Origin of the sequence: Kribbella sp. NBC_00889, from assembly GCF_045207705.1 — a bacterium.
In the GTDB taxonomy this organism is placed as follows: Bacteria; Actinomycetota; Actinomycetes; order Propionibacteriales; family Kribbellaceae; genus Kribbella.
Window position 1 is genome coordinate 6,888,751 of record NZ_CP108783.1, and the last position, 20,221, is coordinate 6,908,971.

General features: G+C 68.8%; 18 protein-coding genes. 10 read left to right on the forward strand and 8 right to left on the reverse strand.

Translation table 11 applies throughout. The features are described from left to right. Positions 1–23: 23 nt before the first annotated feature. Entirely contained in the window at positions 24–653 is a 630-nt protein-coding gene (locus tag OG817_RS33735; RefSeq protein ID WP_406048805.1) for a TMEM175 family protein, read from the forward strand. Between the two features lie 85 nt (positions 654–738). Here the strand turns inward: OG817_RS33735 and OG817_RS33740 are convergent, their stop codons facing one another. Together OG817_RS33740 and OG817_RS33745 are read right to left on the reverse strand one after the other, a co-directional pair. Beyond that, on the reverse strand, positions 739–1,185 hold the full coding sequence (locus tag OG817_RS33740) for a GNAT family N-acetyltransferase (RefSeq protein ID WP_406048807.1): 447 nt from the start codon (positions 1,183–1,185) through the stop codon (positions 739–741). Between the two features lie 10 nt (positions 1,186–1,195). Next, on the reverse strand, positions 1,196–1,909 hold the full coding sequence (locus OG817_RS33745; RefSeq protein ID WP_406048809.1) for a siderophore-interacting protein: 714 nt from the start codon (positions 1,907–1,909) through the stop codon (positions 1,196–1,198). An 89-nt stretch (positions 1,910–1,998) separates the two neighbouring features. On the opposite strand from OG817_RS33745, the gene OG817_RS33750 reads away from it, so the two are divergent. Next, positions 1,999–4,593: a GNAT family N-acetyltransferase gene (locus OG817_RS33750; RefSeq protein WP_406048811.1), complete on the forward strand. Its 2,595-nt coding sequence runs from the start codon at positions 1,999–2,001 to the stop codon at positions 4,591–4,593. An 86-nt stretch (positions 4,594–4,679) separates the two neighbouring features. On the opposite strand, the gene OG817_RS33755 is transcribed toward OG817_RS33750, so the two are convergent. Next, a complete protein-coding gene (locus tag OG817_RS33755; protein ID WP_406048812.1) occupies positions 4,680–5,498 on the reverse strand; it encodes an SAM-dependent methyltransferase in 819 nt (272 codons plus the stop codon). Between the two features lie 186 nt (positions 5,499–5,684). Between OG817_RS33755 and OG817_RS33760 the strand changes: the two genes are divergently transcribed. Further along, positions 5,685–5,876, forward strand: coding sequence for a hypothetical protein (locus OG817_RS33760; protein ID WP_406048813.1), 192 nt, complete (start codon positions 5,685–5,687; stop codon positions 5,874–5,876). Between the two features lie 38 nt (positions 5,877–5,914). Here the strand turns inward: OG817_RS33760 and OG817_RS33765 are convergent, their stop codons facing one another. The 4 genes from OG817_RS33765 to glgX form a co-directional block, all read right to left on the reverse strand. Next, positions 5,915–6,112, reverse strand: a complete 198-nt coding sequence (locus tag OG817_RS33765; protein WP_131361650.1) for a hypothetical protein — start codon at positions 6,110–6,112, stop codon at positions 5,915–5,917. Positions 6,113–6,269: 157 nt separating this feature from the next. Then, positions 6,270–7,997 carry a malto-oligosyltrehalose trehalohydrolase gene (gene treZ / locus OG817_RS33770; RefSeq protein WP_406048815.1) on the reverse strand — a complete coding sequence of 576 codons (1,728 nt, stop codon included), beginning with the start codon at positions 7,995–7,997 and terminating at the stop codon, positions 6,270–6,272. Beyond that, positions 7,998–10,394, reverse strand: coding sequence for a malto-oligosyltrehalose synthase (gene treY, locus OG817_RS33775; RefSeq protein WP_406048817.1), 2,397 nt, complete (start codon positions 10,392–10,394; stop codon positions 7,998–8,000). It abuts the gene before it with no gap. Beyond that, positions 10,391–12,508 carry a glycogen debranching protein GlgX gene (glgX, locus tag OG817_RS33780; RefSeq protein WP_406048819.1) on the reverse strand — a complete coding sequence of 706 codons (2,118 nt, stop codon included), beginning with the start codon at positions 12,506–12,508 and terminating at the stop codon, positions 10,391–10,393. The genes treY and glgX overlap by 4 nt, the downstream gene beginning before the upstream one ends. A gap of 88 nt (positions 12,509–12,596) precedes the next feature. On the opposite strand from glgX, the gene OG817_RS33785 reads away from it, so the two are divergent. The 6 genes from OG817_RS33785 to OG817_RS33810 all read left to right on the forward strand — a co-directional run bounded on the left by OG817_RS33785 (position 12,597) and on the right by OG817_RS33810 (position 19,476). Continuing rightward, entirely contained in the window at positions 12,597–13,073 is a 477-nt protein-coding gene (locus OG817_RS33785; RefSeq protein ID WP_396391188.1) for a hypothetical protein, read from the forward strand. After that, a complete protein-coding gene (locus tag OG817_RS33790) occupies positions 13,070–15,202 on the forward strand; it encodes a bifunctional polysaccharide deacetylase/glycosyltransferase family 2 protein (protein ID WP_406048821.1) in 2,133 nt (710 codons plus the stop codon). The genes OG817_RS33785 and OG817_RS33790 overlap by 4 nt, the downstream gene beginning before the upstream one ends. A gap of 106 nt (positions 15,203–15,308) precedes the next feature. Further along, positions 15,309–16,253 (forward strand): zinc metalloprotease, encoded by a 945-nt coding sequence (locus tag OG817_RS33795; RefSeq protein ID WP_406048822.1) that lies wholly within the window; start codon positions 15,309–15,311, stop codon positions 16,251–16,253. A 10-nt stretch (positions 16,254–16,263) separates the two neighbouring features. Next, on the forward strand, positions 16,264–17,124 hold the full coding sequence (locus tag OG817_RS33800) for a S1 family peptidase (protein ID WP_406048823.1): 861 nt from the start codon (positions 16,264–16,266) through the stop codon (positions 17,122–17,124). A 115-nt stretch (positions 17,125–17,239) separates the two neighbouring features. After that, positions 17,240–18,823 (forward strand): flavin monoamine oxidase family protein, encoded by a 1,584-nt coding sequence (locus tag OG817_RS33805; RefSeq protein ID WP_406048824.1) that lies wholly within the window; start codon positions 17,240–17,242, stop codon positions 18,821–18,823. Further along, on the forward strand, positions 18,820–19,476 hold the full coding sequence (locus OG817_RS33810) for a Rid family hydrolase (protein WP_406048825.1): 657 nt from the start codon (positions 18,820–18,822) through the stop codon (positions 19,474–19,476). Before OG817_RS33805 ends, OG817_RS33810 begins: the two co-directional genes overlap by 4 nt. Positions 19,477–19,531: 55 nt before the next feature. On the opposite strand, the gene OG817_RS33815 is transcribed toward OG817_RS33810, so the two are convergent. Then, complete coding sequence (locus OG817_RS33815) at positions 19,532–19,756, reverse strand: hypothetical protein (RefSeq protein ID WP_396391182.1); 225 nt, start codon at positions 19,754–19,756, stop codon at positions 19,532–19,534. A gap of 61 nt (positions 19,757–19,817) precedes the next feature. Between OG817_RS33815 and OG817_RS33820 the strand changes: the two genes are divergently transcribed. After that, entirely contained in the window at positions 19,818–20,192 is a 375-nt protein-coding gene (locus tag OG817_RS33820; RefSeq protein ID WP_406048826.1) for a cupin domain-containing protein, read from the forward strand. Positions 20,193–20,221 lie beyond the last annotated feature (29 nt).

A 20,221-nucleotide genomic window follows, 5' to 3' on the forward strand; every position in this document is an offset into this window, starting at 1 on the left:
TCGCGGTGTCAGACTGGGTGACCGTGGCCACCCAGTCTGACCTTTCGGACACCTCGCGGATCGAGGCCTTCAGCGACGGCGTGTTCGCGATCGCGATCACCCTGCTCGTCCTCGAGTTGCACATTCCCGAGCTCGAACCGGACGAGCGGCTCTGGCCGGCGTTGGTGCGGGAGTGGCCGCAGTTCGCGGCGTACCTGACCAGCTTCGCGGTCCTCGGCATCATGTGGGTCAACCACCACTCGATGTTCCGGCAGATCCGGCGGGCGGATCGCGGGCTGATGTTCCTCAACCTGCTGCTGTTGCTGTGGACCGCGTTGCTGCCGTTCCCGACGAACCTGTTCGCCGAGTACCTGCGCGACGACACGATCGATGCCCATGTCGCGGCCGCGGTCTACAGCGCCAACCTGACGCTGGCCGCGATCGCGTTCAGCCTGATCTGGTGGCACGTGCTGCGGTCTCACCTGGTCGACCACAACCTCACGCCGTCCGAACAGCGCGCGTCGGTCCTGCGCTACTCGATCGGCACGTTGTTCTACGCGGCCTGTATCGGGCTGTCGTTCATCTCGGCCCCGCTCACCTTGCTCGTCCAGTTCGTCCTCGCCCTGTACTACGGCTTCGAGCAACTGCGGACCCGGTCGTCAGCCGTGGCCTGACCCGTCATCACACTGGGATACGCCTCGCCCGAGCAGGAAGAGTGCGTACCGATCAGCGTCGCGATGGATCGTGGCTCGACCGTTTCTACCGCTCGAACTGAGTGACTTCGACCCCGGGCACGACCTCGATCCGCGCGATCTCGTGGTAGCCGCGGGACTTGTAGAGGTTGACGGCCGGAGTGTTCGCGCTGCCGGTCGAGACCAGGCTGGCCGGCCGCGGCTCCTGCTGGTCGAGATGGTCGAGCAGGGCGCGCCCGTGACCGCGGCGGGCGTACGCCGGATCGACGATCAGGCGGGAGATCTCGACCGTGTCGTCGTCCGGGAACTCGTACGCCACTGCGCCGACCAGGACGTCACCGTCGTACCGGCCGAGCCAGTGTTCGGTGGACGACATCAGACCGGCGAGGTCCTCCTGCAGTGGCGGGATGCCGTCGAAGCCAATGAGCTCGGCCTCGATGGCGTACGCGGCGTGCTGGATCGCCAGCAACCGTTCGGCAAGCGTGCGGTCAGTGAGGTCGAGAGGGCTGATCACGCCCGTCAGGCTACGCGGCCTTCCAGTAGCCCAATGCCTTCACCCGGTGCTTCGGTACGGCGACGTCCTTCAGGACGTACGTCGTGAGGGCGCGGGTGGTAGCGGTGTCGCAGGCGATCCAGACGTACGCGCCGGACGCCTCGCCGAGGAGCTTCGGAAGATCCGCCTTGACGCTCGCGACCAGTTCCGGCCGTGGGATCGCACGGAGCTCGTGCCGCTCGGGGCTGATCCGGAACGGGAGCGAGTGGTCGGCGTCGTGCGAGGTCTCGAACCAGATCGTGGCCGGCAGCTTCGGCGCGACCGCGAGCAACGAGTTGATGGCCGGCAGGGACGCCGGGTCCCCGATCACCAGCATCCGCGCGGGCAGCGGGTCCGGCACCTCGAACCCGGTCCCCTGCACGGTGGCCTCGATCGTGTCGCCGGGCTGGGCCTTGCGGGACCAGTCGCTCGCACAGCCGTCGTGCAACGCGAACTCCAGGCTGAACGTCCCGGCCCCGACATCCGGGTCGACCAGCGTGTAGGCCCGCTGGTACGGCTTGCCCGCGTTGTCGAACCACAGCCGCACCCACATCGTCGGGTGAACCCCGATGGCTTCGAGCAGACCGCCGTCGGTGAAGTGCACCCGGCGGTAGCGCTCGGTGACCTGTTCGGCACCCGTCACGGTGAAGACGAAGTCCTTCCCGCGGAACAGCTTGAGCACCACACCTTCCCAGCCGTGCCCCACGAGAACCTCCCCTAGAGTCGATGCCATTGCGGCCGAAGAATCTGACTTGTAAGTTAGCGCAGCCTAACCTAACTGAAACGAGGCCAGGAGTGAATGCTCGGGTGTTCCGGGACGCGTACGGCGTACCGCATCTGCGGGCTGGAGACCCGCTGGCTCTCGTGTACCTGCAAGGCACCAACGCCGCGGCCGACCGTGCCTGGCAGCTCGAGCTCGAGCGCCGCCGGTTCCTCGGCACCAGCGCGGCCTTCCTGGGCGCCGAGGCGGCGGGCTGGGATGTGTTCGCGCGGCAGGCCCGGCTCGCCGACACCGCGCAGCGCTGCTTCGAGGCGCTCGACGAGCAGACCCGCGAGTGGATCACGGCGTACGTCGAGGGCGTCAACCACGCGCTGCCCGGTGGAGCCGCCCGTGCCCCAGAGTTCGCCGAGACCGGCCTCACGCTGCAGGAGTGGGAGCCGTGGGCGCCGCTGGGCATCTGGCTCGCGGTGCACATCCTGTTCGCCGGTTTCCCGAGCAAGCTGTGGCGCACCCACGTGGCGCGGACCCTCGGCGACGACAAGCTCGACCTGTTCACCTCGGAGGGACCGCGGACGGCGGGCAGCAACGGCTGGATGATCCCGGGGTCGCTGTCCAGCAGCGGCCAGGCGATCGTCGCCGGCGACCCGCACCGCTACATCGAGAGCCCGGGCGTCTACCAGCAGATCCGGTTGTCCTGCCCCGAGTACGACGTACTGGGCCTCGCCGTCCCCGGGATCCCCGGCGTCGCGCACTTCGGCCACACCGGGGAGGTCGCCTGGGCGATCACCAACGCGATGGCCGACTACCAGGACCTGTACGCCGAGCAGCTCCGGCCGGCCGGGCCGGGACTGGAAGCGCTCGGCCCGGACGGCTGGAAGCCGGCGCAGGTCCACACCGAGGTCGTCGAGGTGGCCGGCGCGGACCCGATCGAGGCCGAGGTGATCGAGACCGAGCGTGGCCCGGTGATCGTCAACGACTCGACCCGGACGATCAGCCTTCGGTACCCGCCGCGAGTGACCGGCCGGCTCGGCTTCGAGGTCATTCCGAAGTTGCTTCAGGCAACCACCGTGGCGGACATCGACGCGGCCGTCTGCGACTGGGTGGAGCCGGTCAACGTGATCCTCGCAGGCGACACCGCGGGTGGGCTGCTCCATCGCACCGCCGGGCTGGTCCCGCGACGTCACGGCGACAACATGCTGCGCGTCGTGCCGGCGTGGGAAGCCGGCCACCAGTGGGACGGATGGCACGACCCGATGCCGCGGGCAACCGTCGACGGGCCGGCCGTGATGGCGAACGCGCGGGAGCTCGCGGCCTCACTCGGCGTCGAGTTCGCCGCCCCGCACCGGTCCCGCCGGATCCGTGAACTGCTGACGTCCCAGTCGAGCTGGTCCGTGGCCGAGATGCCATCGATCCACAAGGACACCTACCTCGGGTCGGCCGCGGGCCTCCTCGCCCTGCTGGCCGGCCTCGAGGAGCTGTCGCCGGAAGCCGTTGCCTTGCGCACCGAACTGCTCGGCTGGGACCGGCGGATGGACGCGGCCAGCAGCACCGCGTCGTCGTACGCCGCGATCCGGAAGGCGCTGGTCTCGCGGCTGGCCGACCACTTCGGCGTACTCGAGGACGCGCAGGTCCCCGAGGTGTTCGTGCCGTGGATGGACGTGCTCACGCATGTCTCGTACGCGGTGGAGAACCTGCTCACGACCGAGCTGATCCCGGACGTCAACGTGTCCTGGCTGGCGCGCGAGGCGCTGGAAGAAGTTGCCGCACGCAAGCGCCGGCCGCCGTGGGGCGAGACGCACCAGCTGGCGCCGTTGCACGCGTTGCGCGGTCCGGTCTTGGCGCCGGGCGAGGAGCCGTTCGACCTTGGGCTGTCCGGCGACCATCACTGTGTGATGTCGACGTCGTCCCTGCCAGGACTGACCGATGTGTGCGTGCGCGGCTCGGCTGCGCGCTATGCCTGGGATCTCGCGGATCGGTCGGCCAGCCGATGGGTGGTGCCGCTGGGTGCGTCCGGCGTACTCGGCGACCCGCATCATCACGATCAGCTGCCGTTGTGGTTGCGCGGTGAGCTCGCGCCGATCGTCACCGAGTGGGACAGGCTCGAGCGGGAGGACCGGAGTTTCACCCACGAGATCGAGGGCTTCGGCACGGTCGGAATCGTGGAGGCGGATCCGTTGCGAGATCTCGACCTCATCCACGGCTGGGTCACGGCCGACCGCGCGAGCTTCTGGGGCATGGGCGAGTTGTCCCGGGAGGAGATCGCGGCGACGTACGAATTCCTGGACTCGGTGCCGACGCATCACGTGTACGTCGTGCGGTTGGACGGCGTACCGATCGGGCTGCTGCAGACGTACGATCCACAGGCCGATCCGGTCGGGGCGGCGTACGAGATCCAGGCGGGGGACATCGGGGCGCATCTGCTGGTTGCGCCGGGTGATCCGCGGCCGGGGTTCACCGGGAACCTGTTGCGGGCGCTCGGCCGGTTCGTGTTCGTCCACCTCGGTCATCCGCGGCTCGTCGCTGAGCCTGATACGCGCAACGAACGGGCGGTCGACCGCCTGTACCGGTCCGGATTCACCATCGGCCCGGAGGTCAAGATCACGCTGCCGGACGGCACCACGAAGACCGCGCAACTCGGCTTCCTCACGGCGGAACGCTTCCTGAGCTGAACGGCAGCTTCAGGTCACGGCGCCGGGGCTGCCGGCGCGGCCCGACGCGGCGCGATTGTTCGATCTTCGTGTGGAAGTCGGGCTGATCAATCCTTGACCGCGAGCACGGCGGCGATCAGCGGCTGGTAGTCGGTGAGCTCCTCGACGGGCTCGCGGTTGCGCCACCTGACCGCCGGGACCAGGCCGGGCTCGAGGACGGTGAACCCGTCGCCGTACAGCGCGAGGATCTGCTCGTCGGTGCGCCAGCGGCCGCGGCCGAGTGAGCCCTGCAGGACCTGTTCCAGCTCCTGGCTGCGCGGGTCGTTCTCGCTGCGGAAGTGGCTGATGAAGACATGGCTGCCGGACGGGATCCGGTCGTACCAGAACCGGACCAGACCGGCCGGGTCCTCGTCGTCGTTCACGTGGTGCAGTGTGGCGCTGAAGATGATCCCGACCGGCTTGGCGAAGTCGATCAGCGCGGTGGTGTCCGGGTGCTCGTAGATCGCCTTCGGTTCGCGCAGGTCGGCCTGGATCACGGTGGTGTGCTCGTTCTCGGCCAGCAGGGCGCGGCCGTGGGCGAGGACGATCGGGTCGTTGTCGACGTACACGACCTTCGCCTCGGGCACGTACCGCTGCGCGACCTGGTGGACGTTGTCCGCGGTCGGCAGGCCGCTGCCCAGGTCGATGAACTGCCGGACCGGCGTGTGGGTGATGATCTGCTGGACAGCCCGGACCAGCGCCCCGCGGTTGTCGTGGGCGATCACCGCCGAACCGGGCAACTCGTTGATGAACCGGTCCCCGAAGGCGCGGTCGACGGCGAAGTTGTCCTTGCCGCCGAGCAGGTAGTCGTAGGTGCGGGCGATGCTCGGCTTGGTCACATCGAACTCCGCGTACGAGCGCTTCCCCTGCTTGCCTGCATCGGCCATCGCGGCGGGTCCTTCCGATCCGGTAGTGACCCCAGTCACTCTATGCGACGCCGGAACCACCTCGCTCCCGCCCCCGGCCAGTCCTTTCCGAACCTTGTCCTACCGAACCTTTTCAGCGTTCGGCCGCGACCAGGACGTCGTCCGGCAGCAGTGAACGCAGCTCGTCCGTGGTCGGCATCCGGCCCAGTGCACGCAGCCGCTGGGCTGCGCCTTGCCCATCCCCTCGACCAGCCGGGCACCGAGCCAGGACTGTGCCGGGTCGCGCGGGCGGTCGACCACGCCCTCTGGTCCGGCGGGGAGCTCAGTCAGCCCGCAGCGGCCGTCGGGTTCCGGCACGACGGCCGCTGTGGTGACTGCCGGCTGCTGTCGGTGACCTGATCTGGCGGGCCCTGTCACCGGTGTGTCAGTCCGGTCTCTCAGGCGAGGGCGGTCGTGGTCTTCTCGTGGTCGCGACCGGCCGGATGCCGCTCGCGGGGAGATTCGTGCACCGCATGGTCAGCGGTTCGTGGGGCCGGGCACACCGGGCCGCGGCGGATCGGTCCGCCTCCCAGCCGCCGGCTCTTCCACTGCTTTTCTTCGTAGTCGTAGTAAGTGTCGACGCCTCCGACTGTCATCCAGATCCTCCCGTCAACCCCCCGGCTACACCCCTGGCGGTTACACAGTCCGCCTCCAGCGCGCCGGAGGCAAGCGATCCCGGAAATCACCATCGACGAACAGGCTCGAACGCCGGGTTGTGTTGGATTGCGCCGGAAATAGGGGCGTTGGAAAGTCTCAGACCGTGACGATCGCGACGCCGTGACCCGCCAACCGGACGCCCTCGCCGACCGGTTCGGCCGGTAGGAAAGCCATCAGCTGGTACGTCGGGACACCGTCGATCGGGACCACGGACTCGACCGCGGTCAGATTCACCACGACACGCAACCGGCCGCGGGTGACCACGATCCAATCCCCGTCGGCGCCGGACTCGATGCCGACGGACGCGAGCCGGTCGTCGCGCAACTCCGGCGTTCGGGCGCGAAGGGCCAGCAGGTCCCGGTACCACGCCAGCAACTCGCGGTGCGGCGGCTCGTCGACCTCGGTCCAGTCGAGGACCGAGCTACGCCACGTCGCCGGATCCTGCGGGTCCGGGATCTCGCCGGCGTTCCATCCGTGCGCGGCGAACTCCCGCCGCCGACCGCTGCGCACAGCCTCGGCCAGCTCCGGCTCGTCGTGGTCGGTGAAGTAGCGCCACGGCGTCGACGCTCCCCACTCCTCGCCCATGAACAGCATCGGCGTGTACGGCGACGTGATCACCAGAGCAGCGCCGATCGCGAGCTGGCCGGGGGTCAGCGCCGGCCGGTCGCCCAGCGCACGGTTGCCGACCTGGTCGTGATTCGACGTGTACGCGAGGAATTCACTGCCGCGATGCTTGGCCGGGTCGACCGGCCGGCCCCAGTCCTTGCCGCGGAACGTCGAGTACGACCCGTCGTGCAGGAACACCTGGGTGAGCGTCTTCGCGAACACACCCGGCTCACCGAAGTCCACGTAGTACCCGGCTCGTTCGCCGGTCAGCAGCGTGTGCAGTGCATGGTGAAAGTCGTCGCTCCACTGCGCGGTCATCCCCAGACCGCCCTCGGCTACCGGCTCCACCATCCGCGGGTCGTTCAGGTCCGACTCCGCCACCAGCCCGAGTGGCCGTCCGAGCTCCCGCGACAGCTCCGCGGTCTCCGTCGACAGCTGCGCCAGCAGGTGCGTCGGATTCTCGTCAGTCAGCGCATGTACGGCGTCCAGCCGCAGAGCGTCGAGGTGGAACGACCGGAACCACCGCAGAGCGTTGTCGCAGATCCACCGCCGTACCTCGGTGCTCCCGGTGTCGTCCAGGTTGACCGACCGGCCCCACGGCGTCGCGTGCCGATCGGTGAAGTACGGGCCGAACATGTCCAGGCGGTTCCCGCTCGGACCGAGGTGGTTGTAGACGACGTCGAGGCAGACGGCCAGACCGACTTCGTGGCACCGGTTGACGAACCGCTGCAGCGCCTCCGGACCACCGTACGGCTCGTGGACGGCGTAGAGGTCCACGCCGTCGTACCCCCAGCCGTGGCGGCCGGGGAAGGCGGCGACCGGCATCAGCGAGACCATCTCGACGCCAAGCGCCACCAGGTAGTCCAGATGGTCGGCGGCCGCGTCCAGCGTGCCTTCCAGAGTGAAGGTGCCGATGTGCAGCTCGTAGAACACTGAGCCGCGCACGCCTCGGCCGGTCCAGTCACCGTCGGTCCAGCGGAAGCGGTCCTCGTCGAAGACTCGGCTGAAGCCGTGCACACCGTCCGGTTGCCACGGGCTCCGCGGATCTGCCAGCGGCTCGCTGCCGTCGACGGAGAACGCGTAGTCGGTGCCGTGATATGCCTCGACCACGTCCCGCGTCCACCAGCCGTCCGCCGGCCAACGCAGTGGCAGTACGCCGTCGCGCAACACCAGGTCGACCGACGACGCGTTCGGCGCCCAGACACGGAAGGTGTGCATTCAGCTCCTTACGAGCAGGGCCACCGGGAGATCCTCCAGCAGCTCGTGAATCCGGGCTGCTCCACTACCCGCCTCGCGGCCGGTCAACACGTTCTTCCATTGGCCACTCGGCAGCACCACTGTGCTGTCGCCCCAACCACCCACGCGCTGCAGAGCGACCGGCAGCCGGGTCGCCACGGTGATCACCGCGTCTCCCCTCGCAAAGGCAACGGCGTGACCGTTGGACGTCGGCAGCGGGGTGTAGCTGCCCGCGAATGCCTCCGGGTACTGCCGGCGGATGCGGAGTGCTCGCGAGGTGACCAGCAGCTTCTCGTCCGACAGGTCGTCCGGCTTGCCACCATCGTCCAGCTGCAGCAACCGGGCGATCCGGTCCTCGTAGTCCACCGGCCGCCGGTTGTCCGGGTCCACCAAGGACAGGTCGACCAACTCAGTGCCTTGGTACACATCCGGTACGCCGGGCATCGTCAACTGCACCAGCTTCTGGCCGAGCGTCGCCGCCCGGACGAATCCGGATTGCTTGGCGGCGAAGCGTCGTACCGAGTCCAGTACTGCGGGGTCGGCCAGGATCGCGGTGGCGAAGGCGGCGACGGCCTGCTCGTACTCCTCGTCCGGTGAAGTCCAGGTTGTCTGGCGCTTCGCTTCGCGGATCGCCTTGAGCAGATAGGCCTGCACGCGATCCTCGGGCAGCGGTCCGTCGTCCCAGGTGCCGAAGAGCGTCTGCCAGAACAGGTACTCCGTGCTGCCGTCGAGCAGCGGGCTCCGGTGATCCTCCGACAGCCGACGCCACTCGCGCACCGCCTCCGACCAGGCAGCAGGCTGCTCGGACAGCACACCAAGGCGCGCACGTACGTCCTCGGACCGCTTGGTGTCGTGGGTGGACAGCGTGGTCATGGTCTTGGGCCAGTGCTGGTTCAGCCGGGCCGCGAACGCGTGGAACTCCTCCGGCGTCACGCCGAAGTGCTCCGGATCCCCACCGACCTCGTTCAGCGACGTCAGCCGGAACCACCGGTAGAACGCGGTGTCCTCGACGCCCTTCGCCATCACTGGGCCGCAGGTCTGCTGGAACCGGACGATCAGCTCATGCCGCGCATGCTCGTCGATCCGGCTCGTCTCTCGACCCAGCAGCAGATGCAGGACGACATCCAGCGTCTCCCGCCGGTCGTCGTCGAGATTCTCCCGCGCCTTCTCGGCCGCCCGCTCCAACGCCTGCACCGCCGTCGGTGACGGTGGCTCCCCTGGGACGACGTACGCCCGATAGATGTCGAAGTGGACCAGCAGTTCGACGACCACTTCATGGAACGCGCGACGGGTGTGGTCACGCAGCCGGACGTCGTCCTGGCAGATGCGGGCCAGCAACTCCACCAGGCGGTGCACTTCGGCGTACTGCCCGTGCTGGACGATCTCGCGCTTCGCCTGCTCCACAACGGGTGCGAAGTCGGCAGGCTCACCGGTCAGCTCGGAGTGGAGGGCAGACAGCGGCGCCGCACCCGCAGGGTCGACGAAGAGACCGCCGAGGCGGAGCAGAGCGTCGTACCCGGTGGTGCCCGCGCAGGGCCAGTCGCGTGGCAGCTCCTCATCGCCTTCGAGGATCTTCTCCACCACGACCCACGCACCACCGGTCCGCTCGGCCAGGCGGCGCAGGTATCCGCGCGGGTCGGCCAGACCGTCCGGATGGTCGATGCGGAAGCCGTTGAGCTCGCCCTCGCGCAGCAGCTCCAGCAGCAGCTCGTGCGTGGCTTCGAAGACTTCCTGCGTCTCCACGCGTACGGCGGCCAGCGTGTCCACGTCGAAGAACCGCCGGTAGTTCAGCTCCTCGTCAGCCACCCGCCAGTGCGCCAGGCGATACCACTGCTCCGTCACCAGCTCCGCGATCGGCAGATCCTCGGTGCCCGGCCGGAGTGGGTACTCATGCTCGTAGTACCGCAGTACGTCGCCGTCGACCGACAACTCGCCGTCCGCGAGCACCCTGCCGATCCGCTGACCCAGCACAGCCATCAGCAACGGCTGGTTCCCCGAACCCCAGTCGACGTCGAACCACTCGGCGTACGGCGACCCCGGCCCGTCCCGCAGCACCGACCACAACGCCTTGTTGAGCCGCGCAGGCGTCGGCACCGCCACATGATTCGGTACGACGTCCGCCACCGCGCCCATGCGATGGTCGCGCAGCCGTGCGGCCAGCCGGTCGAACGCGGGACGGCCACCCGCCGCGTCGGACAGCCGGCTGTGGTCGACGACGTCGTACCCGTGGGTGGAGCCGGGCGCGGCCTGAAGGATCGGGGACAGGTAGGCGTGAGAGATCCCGAGGCTGTGCAGGTACGGGACCACCGTGGCGGCGTCGTCGAACCCGAAACCGGCGTGCAGCTGCAAGCGGTAGGTGGCCTGCGGGACCCCTGTCATCCCGCAGCCTGCCTCGGGCGGGTCAGGACGAGCGTGCTGCGTGCCTCCAGTCGCACTGTGCTGCCGGCGGCATGCGGCTCGTCGCTCGCGCTGCCCTGCGCGGTCGTCGTGTCCACGACCACCGTCCAGTTCTCGCCGTACTCCTTGGGTGGGAGCAGGAAGTCCTGCGGTTCGTAGTCGCTGTTCAGCAGGACGAGGAACGAGTCGTCCACCACCGGCTCACCGCGCTGGTCCGGCTCGGAGATCGCGTCGCCGTTGAGGAACACCGCGATCGCGCGGGCGTCGTCGCGCTGCCAGTCGCCGTTCTGCATCTCGGTGCCCATCGGGGTGAACCAGACCAGGTCGCCGAGTCCGTCGACACCGGTGTCGCCGTGGAAGAAACGGCGGCGGCGCAGGACCGGGTGGTTGTTGCGCAGCTTGACCAGGAGGCTGGTGAACTCCAGCAGATCCTTCTGCGGATCGGCGAGCTCCCAATCGACCCAGGCGATCTCGTTGTCCTGGCAGTAGACGTTGTTGTTGCCGCCCTGCGTCCGGCCCAGCTCATCGCCATGGGCGATCATCGGCACGCCCTGCGAGATCAGCAGCGTGGTGAGGAAGTTGCGTTGCTGCCTGCCCCGCAGCTCGAGTACTTCGGCATCCTCGGTCTCGCCCTCGACGCCGCAGTTCCACGAGCGGTTGTGGCTCTCGCCGTCCTTGCCGCCCTCGCCGTTCGCCTCGTTGTGCTTGTCGTTGTAGGAGACGAGGTCACGCAGCGTGAAGCCGTCGTGCGCGGTGATGAAGTTGATGCTCGCCAGCGGCCGGCGGCTGTCGTCCTGGTACAGATCCGACGAGCCGGTCAGCCGGGAGGCGAACTCGGCCAGCGTGTACTTCTCGCCGCGCCAGAAGTCCCGCACGGTGTCGCGGAACTTCCCGTTCCACTCCGTCCACAGCGGCGGGAAGTTGCCCACCTGGTAGCCGCCGTCGCCGACGTCCCACGGCTCGGCGATCAGCTTCACCTGGCTCACCACGGGGTCCTGCTGGACCAGGTCGAAGAACGCCGACAGCCGGTCGACCTCATGGAACTGGCGGGCCAGCGTGGCCGCCAGGTCGAAGCGGAAGCCGTCGACGTGCATCTCGGTGACCCAGTAGCGCAGCGAGTCCATGATCAGCTGCAGCACGTGCGGGTGCCGCATCAGCAGGCTGTTCCCGGTGCCGGTGGTGTCGTAGTAGTGCCGCTTGTCGGCGTCCACCAACCGGTAGTACGCCGCGTTGTCGATGCCCTTGAACGACAGGGTGGGACCGAACTCGTTGCCCTCCGCGGTGTGGTTGTAGACCACGTCGAGGATGACCTCGATGTCCGCCTCGTGCAGGGCCTTCACCATCGTCTTGAACTCGGTCACCTGCTGACCGCGGGTGCCGCCGGCCGCGTAGTCGTTGTGCGGCGCGAAGAAGCCGATGGTGTTGTAACCCCAGTAGTTCGACAGGCCGAGCTCCTGCAGGTGGCCGTCCTGGGCGAACTGGTGGATCGGCATCAGCTCGATCGCCGACACCCCGAGGTCCTTGAGGTGCTCGACGATCGCCGGGTGCCCGATCCCGGCGTACGTGCCGCGGATGTCCTCCGGCAGCGCCGGGTGGGTCTTGGTCAGACCCTTCACGTGCGCCTCGTAGATGACCGTCTGGTGGTAGGCGTGCCCGGGTGGCCGGTCGTTGCCCCAGTCGAAGAACGGGTTCGTCACTACCGACAGCATCGTGTGCTCGCGGTTGTCCATCGTGTTCAGCTCGTCCGGGTTGCCGAACCGGTAGCTGAACAGCGACTCGTCACCGTCGATCTGCCCGTCGATGGCCTTCGCGTACGGATCCAGCAGCAGCTTGGACGGGTTGCACCGGTCCCCCTCGGCCGGGTTGTACGGGCCGTGCACCCGGAACCCGTACCGCTGCCCCGGCTGGACCGCCGGCAGGAACGCGTGCCAGACGAACCCGTCCACCTCGGTCAGCTGTACCAGCTGCTCGGTCCCGTCGTCGGCGACCAGGGCCAGGTCTACTCGCTCCGCTACCTCCGAGAACACCGCGAAGTTGGTCCCGGCACCGTCGTACGTGGCACCGAGAGGGTAAGGACGACCAGGCCATTTCTGCACCTGACGACAGTAGCCACCTCGGGCGCCGGCGGCACATTGCCCTGCGGATCTCGCCTGACCGATGGGTAGCTAGTATGCTCCCCGGCTTGTGAAGTCGCCCTCCTCCCGAGGCCCGGTCTTTCTGGACTCGACCGGGCGCCGTCGCCGAACCCTGCGTCGTGCCGGGGTGGTGCTGGCCGTGCCCGCGGCCGCCTACCTCGTCCTGACGGCCAGCAGCCTGTTCGGCGGGCCACGTCCGGACACCCCACTGATCCCGCTGCCAGAGGCCGTCACACGACCCAAGCCGCAGCTGACCCCGGTCCCAGAAGCCGTTCGAACGATCGATCCGTCGGCGAAGCCGACCTCAGGCAACCCGACCGGCACGCCGGTGCGATCGAGCGGTACGCCGTCATCCACCACGAGCCCAACGACGACGCCGACTGTCATCCCGACCACCACGCCGACAGTCGTACCGACGACTCACCTCTCCGGCTCCCCCACCACGCCACCCGGTAAGTCGACCACGACCCACAGCAACAAGCCGACCGCAGCACCTGGTCGCACGAAGTCACCCGCCAAGCCGTGAGCCGCGCGGTCGCGCGGCGCGCCAAGCAGGTCCCGCTCCGGACCCACTGGATCGTGCTGACCATGCTGCTCGTCTGCCTGTCCAGCATGCTGCTCCTGAACGGATACACCCACCACCTGTTCGGGGCGGAACCTGACGGCGCAGTCACCTCGGGCGGCCCGGCCGGCGCCGTACCACGGGCGATCGCCGGCGGGGGTCCGGTGATCGACGCCCAGCCAGGAGAAGTCCGCTCGGTCCGGCCGGCCAAGCGGACCATCGCACTGACCTTCGACGACGGGCCGGATCCGGTCTGGACCCCCAAGGTCCTCGACGTGCTGAAGGCGCAGCACGTGAAAGCGACCTTCTTCGTCGTCGGCACCGAGGTCGCGGCCCACCCGGCGCTGGCCCGCCGGATAGTCGCCGAGGGCCACCAGATCGGGATGCACACGTTCACCCACGCGAACCTGAGCACGGCGCCCGGCTGGCGCCGGTCACTCGAACTGCGCCAGAGCCAGCTGGTCCTGGCCGGCGCTACCGGCCTCAGTACGCCGCTGTTGCGGCCGCCGTACTCGTCCGAGCCGGACGCGCTGACCGATGCGGACTGGACCGCGATCCAGGAGACCCGGCAGGCCGGCTACCTGACCGTCCTGACCACCCAGGACAGCGAGGACTGGCGCCGGCCGGGAACCGCCAAGGTGATCGCGAACTCGACGCCGCGCGGCACCGCGGGCCAGGTGCTCCTGATGCACGACGCCGGTGGTGACCGCAGTGAGACCGTCGCGGCGCTCACCAAACTCATCCCGACGCTGAAGGCCCGTGGCTTCAAGTTCGCCACCGTGAGCGATGCGGTCGGCCTCCCGCAGCCGACGCACGACGCCGGCCTGCTGGAGCGCGGCCGCGGGCTCGCGGCGATCTGGGCGATGCGGGTGAGCGACGGCGTGCAGTCCCTGCTCACCTGGTTCCTGTACGCCGCCGGCGCGCTGAGCGTGCTCCGCGCGATCACCACGGTGTGGGCGGCCCGGCGGCATGCCCGGATGCGGGACTGGTCGTGGGGCGAGCCGGTCACCGAACCGGTCAGCGTGATCATCCCGGCGTACAACGAGAGCGCGGGCATCGGGGCCGCGATCCGGTCGCTGGTCGCCTCGGACCACCCGATCGAGGTGATCGTCGTGGACGACGGCTCGACCGACGGTACGGCGGACATCGTCGAGGCGATGGGCATCCCCGGGGTGCGGGTGATCCGGCAACGGAACGCGGGCAAGCCGGTGGCACTCAACACCGGCCTGCAGGCCGCGCACTTCGACCTGATCGTGATGGTCGACGGCGACACGGTGTTCGAACGCGACGCCGTGCGGATGCTGGTGCAGCCGTTCGCCGATCCTTCGGTCGGTGCTGTGTCGGGCAACGCGAAGGTCGGCAACCGGCGCGGCCTGCTCGGTCGCTGGCAGCACATCGAGTACGTGGTGGGGTTCAACCTGGACCGCCGGTTGTTCGACCTGGCCGAGTGCATGCCGACCGTCCCGGGTGCGGTCGGCGGATTCCGGCGTACGGCGCTGGAACGCATTGGCGGGCTGAGCGAGGTGACACTCGCCGAAGACACCGACCTCACGATGGCGTTGTGCCGCGACGGCTGGCGAGTGGTGTACGAGGAGCGTGCGGTCGCGTGGACCGAGGCCCCTGCGTCGCTCGGTGCGCTGTGGCGGCAGCGATACCGCTGGTGCTACGGCACGCTGCAGGCGATGTGGAAGCACCGGGGCGCGTGGGTCCAGCGCGGTCAGGCCGGCAAGCTCGGCCGCCGCGGTCTGACCTACCTGATGCTCTTCCAGGTTCTCCTGCCGCTGCTCGCGCCGGTGGTCGACGTCTTCGCGATCTACGGCCTGGTGTTCCTCGACCCGCTCCGCGTCGGGCTCGTCTGGCTGGGGTTCCTCGCGCTGCAGTTCGCGATGGGCCGCTACGCGTTCCACCTGGACGGCGAACGAGCCGGGCCGCTGTGGACGCTGCCGTTGCAACAGTTCGTCTACCGGCAACTGATGTACCTCGTGGTCATCCAGTCCGTCTTCACCGCACTGGCTGGTTCCCGGCTGCGCTGGCAAAGGATGGAACGCTACGGAAGTCTGCGCTCCCCCGCGAGCACCGAAGGTTTTCCCTAGACCGCCGGAGAATCGACCGCGATCGCTTCCGGAGCAGGGACTTTGTTGCGGAGGATGCCGGGCAACCGGCCGCCCGCCCAGTGGCCCGACCTCGGAGGAACGCGCCATGCGATCTTTCATCCCCAGTCCCCGCGCCGCCGCCGTCCTGCTGGCCGGCTCCGCGCTCCTTCTCAGCCCGCTCAGCGGCCAGGCGTCGGCCAGGCCTCCGGTGGATCATGCACCGGCGTCCGACTGTTTCGTGCCGCCCGGGAATGCCGCTGCCAAGGGCGGCCACGGCCCGGACACCCGGGACATCTCCGCCGCCGAACAGAAGGCGATCGAGGCCAGGACCGCACAGATTCTGAAGGCCAAGGCCGCCCGTGGGATCGGCGTACCCAAGGGTGCCCTGGCGGCGGCGACCGTCCCGGTCTACGTGAACGTGATGCGCGACGCGGCCGGCAACGGTGACGTGACCGACACCCAGATCTCGCAGCAGATCGCCGTCCTGAACAAGACGTTCGGCGGTCAGGAGTCGTCACAGGCGGCCAACACCGGCTTCACGTTCACGCTGGCCGGGACGTTCCGCTACAACAACACCCAGTGGCACCAGGACAAGCAGAGCAGCAGTTACCGCAAGCAGACCCGCAAGGGCGGCGCGAACGCGCTGAACATCTGGCTGGTCGACTTCGCCTACCTCGGCATCGCGACCTTCCCGTGGGACTACGCACGCCAGCCCGGGATCGACGGCATCCGGGTGCAGTACACCTCGCTGCCCGGCGGCTCGGAGGCGAACTACAATCTGGGCGAGACGGCGACGCACGAGGCCGGCCACTGGTTCGGGCTCTACCACACCTTCCAGGGCGGCTGTACGACGACGAACGACGAGGTCGCGGACACCCCGGCCCAGAGCAGCCCCACCAACGGCTGCCCGACCGGCCGGGACTCCTGCTCGCTGCCTGGTCTGGACCCGATCCACAACTACATGGATTACTCCTACGACTCCTGCTACAACCAGTTCACGCCGAACCAGAGCACCCGCATGAGCAACATGTGGACCGCCTACCGAGCCTGAACTCACTGACGTGGCCACCCCGGCATGCGTGGCCGGGGTGGCCACCTTCCGCGGTCGTCTGCTCACCTGGAGTAAGTTCGTCGGCATGGTGCGACGGGCTGCTGTGCTGGCGGTGATTCTCGTGGTGGTGTCCGCGGGAGCGGTGTCGGCGTCGACGGGGAAGAAGCTGATTGTGGGGGGCACGCTGGCGAGTGTCAGTGAGGCTCCGTGGGCGGTGGCGCTGACGAACACCGCGTCCGTGCGGCCGACCGGGCGGTATTGCAGTGGGGTGCTGGTGCGGCCGGACAAGGTGCTGACCGCTGCACATTGCATGGGCAGGGCGATCGCGACGTACACGGCGATCCTGGGTCGGGCCGATCTGCGGGACGACACGGTCGGCCGGGTGTCCGGGATCAGCAAGGTGTGGATCCATCCGGACTACAGCACGAAGACCAACCGCAACGACTTCGCCGTACTGACGCTGGCCAAGCCGTTCACCGGCGTTCCGGTCATGCGCCTCGAGACGAACCCGAACGCCGATCGGCCGGGCGTCGTACCGACCGTCTACGGTTGGGGCGACACCGCGGGGACCGGGCCCGACGACACCCTGCAGAAGCTGGCCGTGCCCGACCTGGGCGACGACGTCTGCCTGGCGAACAAGGAGTACGTCGCCGGAGGCTACGCAGCCGCGTCAAACGTCTGCGCCGGCTACCTCGACGGCACCGGCGACGCCTGCCAGGGCGACTCCGGCGGACCGTTGGTCCTCAACGGCCGCCTGCTCGCTCTCGTCTCCTGGGGCAGCGGCTGCGCCGAACCCAACTACCCGGGGGTGTACGCCGAGATCGCGCCGGTCGTGAAGGCACTACGGCCGCAGCTCCAACAGGTTCGTTAACCCGAAACATACCTGTCAGTATCGATCTCAGCTCGTCACCGCCCGGACACAGAGCGAGAACATCAGGTCCTTACCTTTCTGGTCAGCTACCCCCGTTGCCCAGTGAGGAGAAGGCATGGCGCAGACCAGACGTCAATTCCTGCAGCAGGTCGGTATCACCGGTGGGGCCGGTGTCCTGTACTCCACGATGTCGGCGCTCGGCCTCACGAGCGTCGCCGAGACCCCCGCGTACGCCGCTCCGTCGCGAGTCGAGCTGAACGGCCGCGGCACCAAGCACATCGTCGTTCTCGGTGCCGGGATCGCCGGCCTGACCTCGGCGTACGAACTGCTCAAGGCCGGCTACAAGGTCACGCTGCTGGAAGCCCGCAACCGGCCGGGCGGCCGCAACTGGACGGTCCGCGGCGGCACCACGGAGACCGATCTGGCCGGCAACACCCAGCGGGCGACGTTCTCCCCCGGCCAGTACATGAACGCCGGGCCGGGCCGCCTCCCGCAGCACCACCTGACGCTCGAGTACTGCCGTGAACTCGGCGTCGCGATCGAGCCGTTCGTCAACCAGAACGCCGACGCGTACCTGTACCGCGAAGGCTCAACAGCCCTTTCCGGCAAGGCGATCCGGCACCGCACCGCCAAGGCCGACGTGTACGGTTATGTCTCCGAACTGCTCGCCACGGCAACCGACCAGGGCGCACTCGACAGCCTGCTGTCGGCGACCGACAAGGAGGCGCTGATCGGATTCCTCAGCAGCTTCGGTGCGATCGGGAACAAGGCGGCCGGCTTCGCCTACACCGGCACCGACGGCCGTCGCGGCTACGAGGTCGAGCCGGGCGCAGGCCTGGAGGGCGGTACGACGGTCGCGCCGTACCCGTTGAGCGATGTCTTCGCCAGTGGGGTCGGCAACTATTTCTCGTTCGAGTTCGGCTGGGACCAGGCGATGATGATGTTCCAGCCGGTCGGCGGGATGGACCGGATCCCGTACGCGTTCGAGGAGGCGATCGGCAAGGACAAGATCCAGTACGGCGCCGAGGTGACCGGACTGCGCAACACCGGAGCCGGCGTCGAGGTCACCTACACGAGCGGAACGCGGAGCCGGGTGCTCACCGCGGACTACGCCATCTGCACGCTGCCGCCGCACCTGGCAGCGAAGGTCCCGTCCAACCTGCCGGCCCCGATCCTCGAGGCCCTGAAGTACGCCCGGCCGACGAACGCGGGCAAGCTCGGCATCGAGTACGGCCGCCGCTGGTGGGAGGAGGACCACAAGATCTACGGCGGTATCACCAACAGCAGCCTCGACACCGTCAACACCTGGTACCCGTCGACGGGCTTCCACGGCGAGCGCGGCACGGTCATCGGCTACTACAACACCGGCGCCAACGCCACCGCGTACGGCGCTCTGACGCCGCCCGCCCGGCTGGAACGCGCCCTGATGCAGGGCGCCAAGATCCACGGAGACGTGTACACCAAGGACGTCAAGGCGGCGTTCTCGGTGAACTGGCTGGGCACAAAGTACTCCGAGGCGTCCTGGGTCAGCTGGCCGTCCCAGACCGACGGGATCTACGCCCGGCTCCTCGATGCCACCGGCAACATCTACTTCGCCGGCGACCATCTGTCCCACACCATCGCCTGGCAGCACGGTGCGATCGTCTCCGCCCGCGCGACCGTGACCGCCCTGCACGACCGCGTGGCGGCGGGCCGATGAAGACCCGCCTGATCGCCGGCCTGGTCGCCGTCGTCGTGACCTTCACCGCCGGAGCGTCCACCGCCGCGGGCTGGTGGGACAAACCGAAGCCGCCGAACCCGGGCACCGTCGTGCCCGCTCTCCCGGCCGGCCAGTCCAACCCGATGATCGCCACCGGTGTCGGCATCGGGGCCAACACTCCCGTCTACAAGACCAGCGGCATTGGCCCGACGGCCCTGAACACGGACGCTCCCGCCGGGTCCGAAGCGTCGTACGTCGACACCATCGTCTTCCCTGGCGGCGCCCTGCCCGCCGGCGTCACCATCACCGAGGCCCAGGGCATCAACGTGCTTCGCCGCATCGGCGAGAACCTCCAGGCGGCGGGTCTGTCGTACGCGGACGTCTACACGATGCGCGTCTTCCTGCAGAACCCCGCCGGCGCCACCACCGCCGACTTCGCCGGCTGGAACCGCGCCTACCGCCAGTACTTCGCCAACACCGACCTCACCACCGGTCAGTACGTCCCGGTCCCACTCGGTACGGCGCCACCCGCCAAGCCGTTCGTGGTCAACAAGTCCCGCCCCTCCCGCTTCGCCCTGGAGATCGAGAACCTCCCGGTGACCGGCTGGCTCGTCGAGGTCGAAGTCGACGCCGCCTACCCCGCCAACCGCTGAACGGATCCGGATGCCCTGGCGAGCCGGCGCCAGGGCATCCGGGCGCACTCAGCGGTTACAGGACCGCACCCCGCGGCGCGATCTCGATCGCGGCGACTCCCCGCGCGTACAGCACGAGAAGCCGGTCGCCGTGTCTGCACCGAAGCATGCCGCCGTCGGCCGTGAGGGCCACGACAGCGTGCTCGGCAACTTCGTCTTCATCGGCCGCCGCAGACTCCTCGTAGGTGACATCGAGGTGGTCGCCGCTCGTCAGCCGGACCCGCAACACAACGCTCGCCATCCTCGCACCTTACGCGCTGACCAGGTGGCGGGATCAGCTCCGGTGGAGGCAGACTGGTGCCATGGGTCAGCCGATTCGGGTCGTTCGTGCCGGGGAGTTGGTGGCCGCCGATCCGACCTCGGGCATGCTGCGGATGCGGGCTTTCGAGCTGCCGATCCTCTGGGCCGGGCAGGTCGTCACGGATCCCGGCGCGATCTCCGGCTGGCATCACCACGACAAGAACGAGAGCAGCCTGTACATCGTCTCCGGCGTACTGCGGATGGAGTTCGAGGGCAGCGACGAGTACCTCGACGCCGTCGCCGGGGACTTCATCCACGTGCCGGCCTTCACCGTGCACCGCGAGAGCAACCCGACCAGCGAGCCCTCCCTCGCGATCATCGCCCGGGCAGGCGGCGGCATCCCCACCGTCAACGTCGACCCACCCGAGCGCAGCTAGCCCGGCAGCGAGCCGATCGTGCGCTGAAG